This is a genomic window from Candidatus Pelagibacter sp. Uisw_121 (assembly GCF_047722545.1).
Taxonomy (GTDB): Bacteria; Pseudomonadota; Alphaproteobacteria; order Pelagibacterales; family Pelagibacteraceae; genus Pelagibacter.
In genome coordinates this window covers 499,550-512,963 of the sequence record NZ_CP159816.1, presented here as the reverse complement: position 1 = coordinate 512,963, position 13,414 = coordinate 499,550, and the positions used below count along the sequence as shown (strand labels likewise).

General features: G+C 28.2%; 12 protein-coding genes and 1 pseudogene. All 13 read right to left on the bottom strand.

What is annotated here, in order from left to right:
• Position 1: 1 nt before the first annotated feature.
• On the bottom strand, positions 2 to 682 hold the full coding sequence (locus ABXT52_RS02655) for a hypothetical protein (protein WP_415272341.1): 681 nt from the start codon (positions 680 to 682) through the stop codon (positions 2 to 4).
• A 40-nt stretch (positions 683 to 722) separates the two neighbouring features.
• Positions 723 to 1,172, bottom strand: a complete 450-nt coding sequence (locus ABXT52_RS02650; RefSeq protein ID WP_415272340.1) for a hypothetical protein — start codon at positions 1,170 to 1,172, stop codon at positions 723 to 725.
• Between the two features lies 1 nt (position 1,173).
• Positions 1,174 to 1,836 (bottom strand): phosphatidate cytidylyltransferase, encoded by a 663-nt coding sequence (locus ABXT52_RS02645; protein WP_415272339.1) that lies wholly within the window; start codon positions 1,834 to 1,836, stop codon positions 1,174 to 1,176.
• Between the two features lies 1 nt (position 1,837).
• Positions 1,838 to 2,515: a polyprenyl diphosphate synthase gene (gene uppS / locus ABXT52_RS02640; protein ID WP_415272338.1), complete on the bottom strand. Its 678-nt coding sequence runs from the start codon at positions 2,513 to 2,515 to the stop codon at positions 1,838 to 1,840.
• Complete coding sequence (gene frr, locus ABXT52_RS02635; RefSeq protein ID WP_415272337.1) at positions 2,512 to 3,063, bottom strand: ribosome recycling factor; 552 nt, start codon at positions 3,061 to 3,063, stop codon at positions 2,512 to 2,514. Before frr ends, uppS begins: the two co-directional genes overlap by 4 nt.
• Complete coding sequence (gene tsf, locus ABXT52_RS02630) at positions 3,064 to 3,915, bottom strand: translation elongation factor Ts (RefSeq protein ID WP_415272336.1); 852 nt, start codon at positions 3,913 to 3,915, stop codon at positions 3,064 to 3,066. It lies immediately after the preceding gene.
• 1 nt (position 3,916) lies between these two features.
• Positions 3,917 to 4,738, bottom strand: coding sequence for a 30S ribosomal protein S2 (gene rpsB / locus ABXT52_RS02625; RefSeq protein ID WP_415272335.1), 822 nt, complete (start codon positions 4,736 to 4,738; stop codon positions 3,917 to 3,919).
• Positions 4,739 to 4,867: 129 nt separating this feature from the next.
• Positions 4,868 to 8,285 (bottom strand): annotated as a pseudogene (gene dnaE, locus ABXT52_RS02620) (DNA polymerase III subunit alpha).
• On the bottom strand, positions 8,269 to 8,955 hold the full coding sequence (locus tag ABXT52_RS02615; protein WP_415272334.1) for an ABC transporter ATP-binding protein: 687 nt from the start codon (positions 8,953 to 8,955) through the stop codon (positions 8,269 to 8,271). Before ABXT52_RS02615 ends, dnaE begins: the two are co-directional and overlap by 17 nt.
• The gene (locus ABXT52_RS02610) at positions 8,948 to 10,180 is read right to left on the bottom strand and encodes an FtsX-like permease family protein (protein ID WP_415272333.1); all 1,233 of its coding nucleotides are present in this window, start codon (positions 10,178 to 10,180) and stop codon (positions 8,948 to 8,950) included. The genes ABXT52_RS02615 and ABXT52_RS02610 overlap by 8 nt, the downstream gene beginning before the upstream one ends.
• On the bottom strand, positions 10,177 to 11,511 hold the full coding sequence (proS, locus tag ABXT52_RS02605) for a proline--tRNA ligase (protein ID WP_415272332.1): 1,335 nt from the start codon (positions 11,509 to 11,511) through the stop codon (positions 10,177 to 10,179). Before proS ends, ABXT52_RS02610 begins: the two co-directional genes overlap by 4 nt.
• A gap of 1 nt (position 11,512) precedes the next feature.
• A complete protein-coding gene (locus tag ABXT52_RS02600) occupies positions 11,513 to 11,758 on the bottom strand; it encodes a DUF1467 family protein (protein WP_415272331.1) in 246 nt (81 codons plus the stop codon).
• On the bottom strand, positions 11,759 to 13,414 hold the full coding sequence (locus ABXT52_RS02595; protein ID WP_415272330.1) for a ribonuclease J: 1,656 nt from the start codon (positions 13,412 to 13,414) through the stop codon (positions 11,759 to 11,761).

Genomic DNA, 13,414 nt, shown 5'->3' with positions numbered 1-13,414 from the left:
CCTACATTACACATAATGACTTAGTTTTTAAAGCTACATATTTGCTTAAGTGAATTATTTGTAACACATTTTTAGGTTTTGATGATTTAAGTTTAGTAAATTCACTTAATCTTAATATTTTTTTTAAATTCTTATATATATCTTGATATTTAATTTTTTTATTTAAAAAAAGATCCACTAAACAGTCGTTCGCACTTACAAGAACAGTTTCAAATAAACTTATATTATTAGGAATCATCTTAAGAATTTTAACCATTGGAAATCTCAATAAATCAACATTTGATAGATTTAAATTATTAATAATATTTAAATTAATTTTTTTAGTTTTAAGCTTTTTTGTAGAATCATCATTAAACAGTGAATTAAAAATTGGTATCATCATGCTTGTATCATGAATCAACAATTTAGAGGTACCATCATGAAATTTAACAATAGAATGTAAATAAGATTTTGGATGTATCAAAATTTTGAACTTGGATATTGGTAATTTAAAAATTCTTTGAGCCTCTATAATTTCAAAAACTTTATTCATCAATGTAGAAGAATCAACTGAAATCTTTTTTCCCATTTTCCAGTTGGGATGTTTCGTTGCTTTTTTTGCTGATATGTTTTTAAATTGTGTCATAGGAGTTTTTAAAAAAGGACCACCTGAAGCAGTTATAAAAATCGTATCAATTTCCATATTTTTATTATTTTTTATTAATGATTGAATGGAAAAATGTTCAGAAGTCTATAGGAATAAATTTTACATTATATTTTACAATTTTTTTTTGAATCAAGTTCCATCCACAAATTATTGATTCTTTATTAGCAATAGCTAAATTTTTAGTAATTTTAATTATGTCGATTAACGGTTCTAAGCCTGATATTCCACTTATAGCACACATCGTGTAGTCAACTTTATTTTTTTGATTTTTTAAAAAATCTTTAACATTATTAAAAATTTTAATATTTTTGTTTTTATTTATAATTTTTGCTTTAAAGAAATTTTCTTTATCAAAAACAATAATATTTTTACACTTAAGTGTTTTTGCTTGTGATAATAATTTTACATAATCTTTATTGGCTGTAAGTAGAATAACATCAAAAATTTTTTTATTCTTTAGAACGATTTTAATGGTAGTCATGCCTATCGACCCTGTAGATCCTAAAATAATAATTTTTTTTTTCATATCAAAATAAAAGTTTACTTAAAAAAATTCCAAAAGGTAAAGCAAAAATTATCCCATCAATTCTATCTAAAAAACCACCGTGGCCAGGAAGAATATCACTAGTATCTTTAACATTTGCTTTTCGTTTTAAAAAAGAAATAAACAAATCACCTATTTGTGAAATAAATGAAACAGTCACTGTAAAAAATAGCACTTTCATAAATACGTGGTTTTCAAAATTTTTATTAAAAATAAATATTAATAATATAGAAAAAACAAAAGCACCAATTGATCCAGAGATTGTTTTTTTGGGGCTAATTTTTGTTAACTTTTTACCTTTAAAAAATTTTCCAAATACCATACCGCCAATATCAGATGTTATTGCTACTAGTAATGAATAAATTGCAAAAAATTTATAAATATTTTCATTTGAAAAGATAAGAACAATCAGAAATGATAATAAACAAAGATAAATTAAAGATGTTCCCTTAAAGAGCAGTCTAAATATCTTATTTTTTAAATTATTTTTATAAAATATTTTCATTATTAATCCAAAAAACTCTATCCATACAATCAATGAAATAATAATTACTGCAATTATTAGAACATAATTATAAATATACATTAAAATTAAAAGTATTAATAAAAACAACGATGTAATTATTCTTTTTTTTAATTCAATCATATTATATTGATCCAAAATTTCTTTTTAACAATCTAAACTTATTAAGAATTTTTTTATAATCATTAGTATTAAATTCTGGCCAGAGTTTCTTTATAAAAAAAATCTCTGTGTATGCTACTTGCCATAATAAAAAATTACTGAGTCTATTGGTATTTCCTGTTCTAATCAATAAATCAGGATTTGGAATATTTTTTGTATACATGTTGTCTTCAATATTTCTCTCTGTAATCTTCATTTTTCTTTTTTTTAAATTTTTACAAGCATTAATAATTTCTTCCTTAGAGCCATAATTTAGTGCTAAATTAATTTGAAGTTTTTTATTATTAAATGTTTTTTTTTCTGAAATTTTAATAATTTTTTGAAGTTGTGTTGAAAATTTTTTTTTATCACCCAGGATATATAACTTAATACCGTTTCGAATTAAATTGACTGTTTTTTTTAATAAAAATTTCTCTAAAATCTTAAATAAAAAATTAATTTCTTTTTTTGGTCTTTTCCAATTTTCTGTAGAAAAAGTGTAGAGTGTTAGATATTTAATCTTTTGTTTTAAACTTTCTTCAATTATGTTTTCAATAGTTTTTAATCCAGCTGTATGGCCCTTGTTTCTTGAACCTTTATATTTAATTCCCCATCTCCCGTTTCCATCCATAATGATGGCAACATGCTTAACTGGGTTCATATTCTCATTATTTCTTTTTCTTTTGCTTCAACTTTAGTGTCAATAGTTTTAATATGCTCATCAGTAAATGTTTGTACTATTTTTTCATTTATTTTTTCATCGTCTTCACTGATTTCTTTACCTTTGACTAAATTTTTTAAATCATCATTAGCTTCTCTTCTAATATTTCTGATTGAGATTTTACATTTTTCCCCTATAGATTTAATTAATTTTTTAATCTCAGTTCTTCTCTCTTCATTTAAATCTGGCACAGGTAACCTAATTAATTGACCATCAATTTGAGGATTTAAACCTAGTTCTGATTTTTTTATTGCAGTATCTACAAGTGGAACGTTATTAAGGTCCCAAACTTGGATATTGATTGTTCTTGCATCAGGAGTTGTTATGCTTGAAACTTGGTTTAATGGCATTGCTTGCCCATAAACATCAACCTTAACAAGGTCAAGCATTGAAGCATTTGCTCTTCCAGTTCTTAATGAAGTTAATTCTTTTTGAAAAACCTCAATGGTTTTATCCATCTTCTGGCTATACGTTTTTTCATTAAACATTTATTCACCTATTTTAATTCTAAAAAAATCATTAATCTTTAAGTCAGATATATTAAGTTCTTTTATAATATCTTGCACTTTCTTTTTGGGCTCCATAACCCAGGCTTGTGTTAACAAAGCATTTTCCTCTTTAAATTTATTCATTTTACCTAAGCTAATTTTTTGTACAATCTCCTCAGGCTTACCTGAGCTTTTTAATTCTTCTGTAACAAGATTTTGTTCTTTTTTAAGTAGATCTTTATCAATTAAATCTGAGCTTAATGCTAAAGGGTTTGATGCCGCAATATGCATTGATAGCTGTTTACCAAAAGCCTTAACAACATCACTGTCATCTGAAGTCTCAAGTGATGCTATAACTGATAATTTAGATAAATTATCTTTAACTACAGTATGCAAATAATTAAAATTTTTAGAGCCTGACTGGTTAAATGTCTTAGCTTTACCAACTGTTATTTTTTCACCCATTTTTGCAATCAATGCCACAAGACTATCTTCAACCGTTTCACCATTTGTCATTTTTGATTTATTAAGTTTTTCTAAATCAGAACCATTTTGATTATTTAATTCACTTAATTCTTTTGCAAAAGATACAAAATCATCATTTTTAGCAACAAAATCAGTTTCGCAGTTAATTTCAATAACAGATATTTTATTTTCATCACCTGAAGTTGCAATAACACCCTCTTTAGCATCTCTTGACATTTTTTTTGAAGCTTTAGAAATTCCTTTAACTCTTAAAATTTCAACCGCTTTATCTAGGTCACCAGCGGACTCTTTAATTGCAAGATTGCAATCTTTAAACCCAGCACCAGTTGCTTCACGTAATTGTTTTACTTTTTCTATATCACTCATATTAATTTAGTTTTTTCTTATCTTTTTTTGAAAATTTAGCATCTAACTTCTCTCTATCAATCTCTTGAATAGTTTTTGAAGAAGCTTCTTTTACTTTTGCCTCATCAACATCAGGTTTTTCTTCAGATTTAGATGGAGCAGCTTTTTTTGCATTTTCAATAGTTTCTTTTACTAAATTACAGTAAAGATCAATTGCTCTTCTAGCATCATCGTTACCTGGTATTGGATAATCAATTCCATCAGGATTAGAATTGCTGTCAAGTATAGCACAAATTGGAATACCTAATTTAGATGCTTCAGCAATAGCTAGAGATTCATAATTAGTATCAATAATGAAAACTAAGTCTGGAACTTTTTTCATTTCAGCAATTCCACCTAGAGCTCTTTCTAATTTGTCTTTTTTGACACTCATTTTTAATAATTCTTTTTTTGTAAAGCCTCTATTTTCTGCAACAAGATCAGCTTCATATTTTTTCATCTTTTTAATTGATCCCGAGATTGTCCCCCAATTAGTTAACATTCCACCTAACCACCTGTAGTTTACAAAGTATTGTCCAGTTTCTTTAGCAACTTCAGCTATAGCTTCAGATGCTTGTTTTTTCGTAGATACAAAAAGAATTTTTCCGTTATTTGCTACTGTATTATAAACCTTTTCCAAGGCTACATTTGTTAACTCTAGTGTTTGAGTTAAATCAATAATATGAATTGAATCTCTTTTTCCAAAAATGTATTTTTTCATCTTTGGGTTCCATCTTAAAGTCTTGTGACCTAAGTGAACGCCTGCTTCTAATAGTTGTTGGATAGTTAGACTTGGTATTTTCATGTTTATTCCCGGTTAAGCCACCACAGTAATTTCCATTTAAGGACCGGAGGTATAAAACCACAAACTGTGTGCGTGTTAATTTAATTTAAGAGTTATTTACAAATTATTTATAGAACAAACAAGTCTTTTTTAATGAATAATGGTGGAAATATCATTGTTTCTGAGGATATTGATGGCTTTCCTATCAATAAGACGTTTATTTTTTAGTTTAAAGCTAAAGTCATTGTTTTCATCGTAAACATTTATTGTTACCTCTGTTGTACCCTCCTCATCAACTAAATCAGATATTTTATCGATATCTTTAATTGATTTAATATTGAAAATAATTTCATTAACAGGTTTATTAAAGAGATCCTTAAGAGATGCTATTTTTTGAACATTTATTCTTTTAGATTTGTTTTCATCGTTAGAAATGGTTTTAATCAAAGTTATAATCAAAGAGCTGCCCTCAACTAAAACCTCTCTATTTAATTCCAAAATATCAGAAAAAATAAAGAGCTCAAAAACACTAGTCAAATCGGTGAACTTAATAACACCATAAGAATTACCTTTTGCAGTTTTTCTTTCAGTGATCTTTAAAAGTGTAGCTGCAATATTTGCATCTTTTATAGTGTCGTCTAGATTAAATTTTGCATAATCAACTATTTTGTAGTCATCAAAAATTTCTTTAAATTGATTTAAAGGATGATCAGATATAAAAAAACCTATAGCTTCAAATTCTCTTGATAATCGATCTTCAAACTTCCAATCCTCAATATTAAGAACTATTTCATTGTCCTGTTCTTCGTCAGAGCCAAAAAGATCAATTTGATTTGCTGCTTTGTTTTCATAAATATTTTTTGTTTTTAAAATAAAATTTGGAATTGAATTAAACAATGCTTGCCTATTATTATCTATGTTATCAAAGGCTCCTGCTTTAACTAAACCTTCTAATTGGAGCTTATTAATATCTTTAGGGTTAACTCTATTTAAAAAATCATTAATAGATTTAAATTCACCATTTTCTTTCCTTTCCTTAATAACATTTGATATTGCTTCATAACCAACACTTTTAATTCCACCAAGTGCATAGTAGAAATTATTTTTATCAAATTGAAAATCTGCAAAGCACTTATTAATATCAGGTCGTATAACTTTAATTTTAATTCTTTTAAGTTCTTCATGAAATTCGCTTAATTTATTTTGATTTGATATATCCATTGTCATTGATGCAGCAAAAAATTCTTTAGGATAATATGTTTTTAAAAATGCTGTTTGATAAGAAATTATAGCATAAGCAGCTGCATGACTTTTATTAAACCCATATTCAGCAAATGGTTCAATTTTTAAAAATATACTTGCTGCAACATCCTTGCTAATTCCATTTTTAAGAGCCCCAGCAATAAATCCTTGTTTCTGCCTTTCTAGTTCAGCTCTTTTTTTTTTTACCCATAGCTCTTCTTAAAATATCAGCCTCACCTGCAGTAAAACCAGAGAGTTTTTGCGCAATTTGCATCACCTGTTCTTGGTAAATAATAACCCCATATGTAGGTTTTAAAATATCCTCAAGTAGTGGATGCAAATAATCAGGTGTTTGTCTTCCATGTTTACAGTCATTATAAACTGGTATGTTACTCATAGGTCCTGGACGATATAGAGCCACTAGTGCAATAATATCTTCAATATGATTGGGTTTCATCTGCAATAATGCTTCACGCATACCAGCGCTCTCAACCTGGAATAATCCAACGGTATTACCAGAAGACAAAAGTTCAAAAACTTTTTGGTCATCAAAATCAATATCTTCAATTTTAAAATCCTTAACTTTTTTATTAATCAACTTTTGCGTTCTATTAATTACTGTTAAAGTTTTTAATCCTAAAAAATCAAACTTAATTAAACCAGCATTTTCTGCTGAATACATGTCAAATTGTGTAGAAGGTAATAATAAATCTGCAGATGCATCTTTATATAAAGGCACGACTTCAGTTAATTTTCTATCAGCAATTACAACACCAGCTGCATGAGTTGCTACATTTCTGTTTAAACCTTCTAGTTTCAAAGAAAGATCAGTTAATTTTTTCACACGTGGGTCTTCATTAACTAATTTTTGAAGTCTTGGTTCACTATTAATGCATTCAATTAAGCTTTGAGGTCTAGAAGGATCAAAAGGTATCATTTTTGAAATGCTATCAACAAAACCATATGGTAAACCTAATACTCTACCAACATCTCTAATAACCATTCTTGCTTTTAATTTTCCAAATGTAATTATATGAGCAACACTGTCTTTGTATTTTGTAGTTAAATATTTAAAAACAAGATCTCTTTTTTCCTCACAAAAATCTATATCAAAGTCAGGCATTGACACACGGTCAGGGTTTAAAAATCTTTCAAATATTAAATTAAATTTAATTGGGTCAACATCAGTAATAGATAAACACCAAGCAACAAGTGAGCCTGCTCCAGATCCTCTACCCGGTCCTACTGGAATGTCATTATTCTTAGCCCATTTAATGTAGTCAGACACAATCAAGAAATAACTAGGATATTTCATTTCAATTATGATCTTTAACTCATGATCTAGTCTGTCTTTATATTTCAAAAATTTATCATCAGCTTCTAAGTTATTTTCTTCAATTCTAAAAACTTTGAGAAATTTTTCTTTCAATCCATCTAATGAGTCTTTTTTAAGTATTTCATCAGCGCTACCTCCTTTTTCAGAACTAATATTTGGAAGTACAGGTTTGGAAAATTGTGGTCTAAAATTACATTTAAATGGCAAATTGAAGTTATTTTCTAAAGCTTCAGGAAGATCTGAAAATAATTTTGACATTTCTTCATCCGATTTAAAATAATGTTGGTTACTATATTTAATTCTATTTTTTTCATTAACATAAGTTTTAGAACCAATACAAGTTAATGCATCATGAGCTTCGTGCATATCAGGTGTTAAATAATAAACTTCATTAGTAGCAATAATTGGCATTTTAATTTTTAAAGATTGTTCTAAATTAAATTTTTCAAAAGCAACCTCATTTTGATCGCCATGTCTTTGGATTTCTAGATAAAAATTATCATTAAATTTCGATGATAAGCTCTTATATAGTTTTGATATTTCCTCTAAACGACCTTTTTCAAATAATTTGCCAAACAAACCTTGAATAGTTCCAGAAAGTAAGGACACACCTTCTGTATCAATTAAAAGTTCCTTAATGTCTAAATGAGGATCAGATAAAGCATCATTTTCAAGGTAAGACCTTGAGGAAAGTTCTATAATTCTCTTATATCCATTTTCGTTAAGAGCTATCAAGGGTAATAACCCTGTTGTGTCTTCAAATTTAAAATATATTTGAGTGCCAATAATTGGCTGTGTACCAACTTTAGAAATATTTTCAGCAAACTCCAGTGCACCACATAAATTGGATGTATCGGATAGACCCAAACAAGGTATCTTTTTTTCTTTGCAAAAATCTTTTAAATTATCAATTTTGATAGCACCTTCACAAATTGAATACTGTGTGTGAATTTTTAAGTGATTAAAGTTTTGATTATTTAATTCTAGCATTGATGGTTTTTATATTACCATCAATCATTTCTAGTTTGCAATCAGCCATATTGGCAAAAAATCTATTGTGAGTTGCATAGATTATTAATCTATTTTTATTTTTCAAATTATACAAAACATTAAAAACCTCTTTGGCGGTAGTGTGATCTAAACTACCAGTAGGCTCATCTGCTAACATAATTTCAGGCTCATTAATGAGTGCTCTAGCCATTGCAATTCTTTGCATTTCACCCCCTGATAATTCCGAAGGAAAATGCGACTCACGTGACGAAAGACCCATTATTTTTATAGTTTTTTTTGCTCGATTAATTGAATTTTTTTTATCATTGGTTAAAGCTAAACCAGCTAAATAAACATTCTCTAATGCAGTAAAATCTGGAAGTAAATTATTTTGTTGATAGATAATTCCAATTTTACTGGATCTAATTTTATCATTTTTTGTATTATCGTTAAAGTTTACTGGGGTACTACCAATTATCAATGAACCGTTAGTAGGTTTATCTATCATTGATAAAATATTTAGTAGTGTAGATTTTCCTGATCCAGATGGACCAACTAGTGAATAAATCTTGCCTTTTTTAAAAGAATAATTAATTTTTTTTAAAACATTTATTTTTTTATTTTTAGAAAAAGATTTTGATATGTTTTCTAATGTTATTAAATTATTCATACTTAAGTCCTTTAACTGGATCTAATTTTGAAGCCTTGATTGCGGGAAAAATTGAAACAATAATTGTTATAAAGATTGAACAAAGTGAAATAATAAAAATTGAAGTTGGGTTTATTTCAGAAGGCATTGTACTTAAAAAATAAATCTCTTCAGGAAACAAGCTAATATTAAATGTATTGCTTAAAAACTCTCTTAAATTTTCTATATATAAAGAAAATATTACACCTAAAAAAATTCCAAAAAATGTTGCTGTAGTTCCAATAATAACACCAACAAGAAAAAAAACCTTAACAATGGATTTATTTAAGACACCTATGGACTTTAGTATAGCTATATCTCTTGTCTTATTTTTAACCAGAATTGTAAGACCAGAAATAATATTAAAAGCAGCAACTATAATAATCAAAGATAAGATTATAAACATTACATTTCTTTCAACTTTTAACGCAGAAAATAATGAACTATTCATATCGGCCCAACTGTGTACAAATTCATTTTTGAATATTTTTTGAATTTTATTTTTTTCTTCTTCAATATTAGATGGGTCATTCAAATAAATTTCTAGTTTACGCTTTTCCTTTTTAAGATTAAAAAAGTTTTCTAACGTGTCTAAATTTATGAAGGCTATGTTGGCGTCAAAATCAGCTAAACCACTGTCAAATATTGAACTAATAATAAAAGTTTCTTGTTTAGGTAAGCTTCCTATAATCGTTTCGATACCTACAGGGGACATAATTGATACTTTATCACCCACTCCAAGATCCAAATTAAAACTTAATTCTTTACCTATCGATATCAAATTCTTTGATAATTGGTTTGATTTGCTAATTAAGTTTCCTTTTTTTACAACATCAAGTTTTAGAAAGTTTTCAGCACTGTAGCCTCTTAGAATTATCCCTTTAGTGTAGTCTTTACTGATGACAATTGCTTCACCTGAATTACTAAGTATTAATTCTTTTGAAATTAATTTCAGATTTTCATTATCTAATTGTTCTAAACTAATAGAGCTCTCATATGGCTTAACAGTAACATGAGCGTTAAATCCTACAATCTTATTAATTAACTCGGTTCTAAAGCCGTTCATAACTGACATCACAATAATCAAAACCGCAACCCCTAAGCTAATTCCGATAAATGAAAAAATAGATATAATATTTAAAAAACCGTCTTTTTTTTTGGTTTTTAGATATCTAAGTGTAATTTCTTTTTCTAATGCAGAAATCAATTTTTTAATTTTTGTTCAGTTAAAATTTGAGTTATTTGATCTATAGTTAAATTCTTAGGATCTTTTCCAATTTCTTTAAACTCTAATAAATCACCATCTGATTTTTTTCCTAAGATTATTTGATAAGGTACACCTATCAAATTAAATTTTTTAATTTTAGATGAAAGGTTTTCATCCATATCATCGATAATTGTATCAATATTTTTACTTTCAAAATGCATAAAAAGTTTATTTGCTTTATCTAATACAGATGTATCATTTTTATTAATCATGGGTATTATGGCTAGCTCGTATGGTGCTACAGAAAATGGCCATTTCATTATTTCATCCTTTTCATCATATTTAGCCTCTATAATTGCGCCAACTAACCTTGATACACCAATTCCATACGACCCCATTTTAACAAAATCTTTTTTACCACCTGGAAGATCTACAGCTGCATTTAAAGCTTTTGAGTACTTATCTCCAAAATAAAAAATATGACCTACTTCTATACCTTTTGTAATTAACCTATTTTCTTCTGATACTTTTTCTTCAAACTCGTCTTTATTAAATTTTTCATCTGCAACAGCATAATATTGTTCATATTTTTTTCTTAAGTCTTGTAAAGATTTTCTATCCATCACAGATCCTTCACCATTTAAATCAAAAATTCTTTTATCTGTAAAAATTTTACTTTCACCAGTATCAGCTAAAATAATAAATTCATGAGAAAGATTTCCACCAATTGGCCCTGTATCAGCTGCCATTGGTATTGCTGAAAGTTCTAATCTCTTAAATGTTTTTAAGTATGAAAAAAAGAATTTATTATACGAGAAAGTTGCATCATCATCGTTTACATCAAACGAATATGCATCCTTCATGTAAAACTCTCTACCTCTCATTATTCCAAATCTTGGTCTAACCTCATCTCTAAATTTCCATTGTATATGATATAATAATTGAGGAAGTGATTTATAAGATTTAACACTTGATCTAAATATATCGGTAACTAACTCTTCGTTAGTTGGTCCATAAAGCATTTCTCTACCTTGGCGGTCTTTAATACGAAGCATTTCATCTCCATAATCATCATAACGACCACTTTCTTTCCAAATATCACTGGGTTGAATAGTTGGCATAAGTATTTCTTGGGCACCAATTTTATTCTGTTCTTCTCTTACTATTTGTTCAATTTTTTTCATCACCTTAAAACCTAAAGGTAACCATGAATAAATACCTGCTGAAGATTGCTTAATCATTCCAACCCTTAGCATTAACTGGTGTGATTTAATTTTTGCTTCAGATGGGTTATTTTTTAATATTGGAATGAATGACTTTGAAATGTACATTTTAATTGATTATATATCTTAAATTTAAATATTCATATTTTATCAATAAATAAATTATCACGAAAATAACTGTTGTAATACCAGTACAATAAATGAATTTTTTTAACATTTTAGGATTCTCAGGTGAACCTGTGTCTTCACCTTCAATTTTGATTGATTTTTGTCTATTTACGTCAATCGGAAGGATCGTGAAAAAAACTATCCACCAAATTATTATATAAATTATAGCAAGACCTGTTGCACTCATTTAAATTCTTACTAAGTTGATATTGATAAATGGTCTTTTACCAGTTAATTCTTTTGCGCATTTTCTGCATGTTATTTTTAAAGCATCAATTAAATTATATTCTTGTTTTTTGCTTTTTATAGAAAAGGTTCTAGTTGTTTTTTCTATTGCCTCTTCTAATTCATAGACGAATTCATCAGCATCATAAACAGGCAACCCTCTAAAGGTTAATACAGGTCTTTTATGAATATTACCCTTTGCAGTAATTAAAATAGTGACCTCCATATATCCATTAGCAGCTATATTTTTTCTATCTTTAATTGATTGAGCATCTTCTTCGACACTCATATTCCCATCTAAATAAAGTCTGCCACTTGGAGCTTTATCAAAAACATGCGGTTTACCTGGAGCTAATTTTACAATATCACCGTTTTCTACTTGAACCGGGTGTGGAACTTTCATTTCGTGTGCGAATTTCATATGTTCAATCATGTGTCTGTGTTCTCCATGAACAGGGACTGCGCATTGAGGTTTAACCCAATCATACATTTCTCTTAGATCATCTCTATTTGGGTGGCCAGAAACATGAACAAATTCACTTTCCTCTGAAATAACTTCAATACCATCCCTAACTAATTGATTTTGTAATTTGTATAATTTTTTTTCATTACCTGGAATAATTTTAGATGAAAAAATAACAGCATCATCTTTTTCGATGAATACATCTGGATGAGTATAGCTTGAAATTCTCATTAGTGCTGCCATAGGCTCACCCTGACTACCAGTACAAAGGTAAACTATTTTTTCCCTAGCAATTTTTTTTGCTTCACGTGCGTCTATAGGTTCAATAACATTTTTTAAATAACCGCATTGTCTTGCAGCTTTAAATATTCTATGCATAGATCTTCCTACAAGGGATATTTGTCTACCAGTTTTTTCTGCACAATAAAAAGCTGTTTCCATACGTGCAACATTTGATGCAAAAGAAGCCATAACAATTCTCTTTTTAAGGCTACCCATAATATTTAATAAACTTTTTCTAACATCTAGCTCTGAACCAGCTTTTCCCATACTAAATACATTTGTTGAATCACAAACCATAGCAAGGACACCTTCTTTACCAATTTCTTTAAGTCTGTCAGAATTAATTTTTTCACCAATCAATGGTTCTGGGTCAATTTTCCAATCTCCTGTATGTAGTATTACACCTGCTGGAGTTTCAATTCTAAGACCATTAGGTTCAAGAATTGAGTGAGTCAATGTAATATACTCTATTTTAAAAGGATCTAAATCTACCGTTCCATTTAATTGAACTATTTTTAGATAATTAGTTGCATCAATGTTCTTTTCTTTAAGTTTTTCCTTTATTAAAACTGCAGTAAATGGAGTTGCAAAAATTTTGCATTTTAATTGTGGCCAAAGATGTGCAATTGCTCCTATGTGATCTTCATGTGCATGAGTTAAGATAATTCCTAAAAGGTCCTCTTTTTTATCTACAATAAATCCAGGGTCTGGGTAAATAAGATCAATCCCCGGTAAGGTATCATCAGCAAACGTAACTCCGATATCAACCATGATCCATTTATGTTCACCTGGTTTTCCATAGGCAAACAGGTTCATATTCATGCCAATTTCTCCAGACCCTCCTAGAGGGCAAAATAATAGTTCATCTTTCAT

Coding starts and splice junctions, on each gene's coding strand:
- ABXT52_RS02595 (WP_415272330.1), bottom strand. CDS start 13,414: ATGAAAGATGAACTATTATTTTGCCCTCTAGGAGGGTCTGGAGAAATT.
- uppS (WP_415272338.1), bottom strand. CDS start 2,515: ATGAACCCAGTTAAGCATGTTGCCATCATTATGGATGGAAACGGGAGA.
- tsf (WP_415272336.1), bottom strand. CDS start 3,915: ATGAGTGATATAGAAAAAGTAAAACAATTACGTGAAGCAACTGGTGCT.
- ABXT52_RS02645 (WP_415272339.1), bottom strand. CDS start 1,836: ATGATTGAATTAAAAAAAAGAATAATTACATCGTTGTTTTTATTAATA.
- ABXT52_RS02600 (WP_415272331.1), bottom strand. CDS start 11,758: ATGAGTGCAACAGGTCTTGCTATAATTTATATAATAATTTGGTGGATA.
- ABXT52_RS02650 (WP_415272340.1), bottom strand. CDS start 1,172: ATGAAAAAAAAAATTATTATTTTAGGATCTACAGGGTCGATAGGCATG.
- ABXT52_RS02615 (WP_415272334.1), bottom strand. CDS start 8,955: ATGAATAATTTAATAACATTAGAAAACATATCAAAATCTTTTTCTAAA.
- proS (WP_415272332.1), bottom strand. CDS start 11,511: ATGTACATTTCAAAGTCATTCATTCCAATATTAAAAAATAACCCATCT.
- frr (WP_415272337.1), bottom strand. CDS start 3,063: ATGTTTAATGAAAAAACGTATAGCCAGAAGATGGATAAAACCATTGAG.
- ABXT52_RS02655 (WP_415272341.1), bottom strand. CDS start 682: ATGGAAATTGATACGATTTTTATAACTGCTTCAGGTGGTCCTTTTTTA.
- rpsB (WP_415272335.1), bottom strand. CDS start 4,738: ATGAAAATACCAAGTCTAACTATCCAACAACTATTAGAAGCAGGCGTT.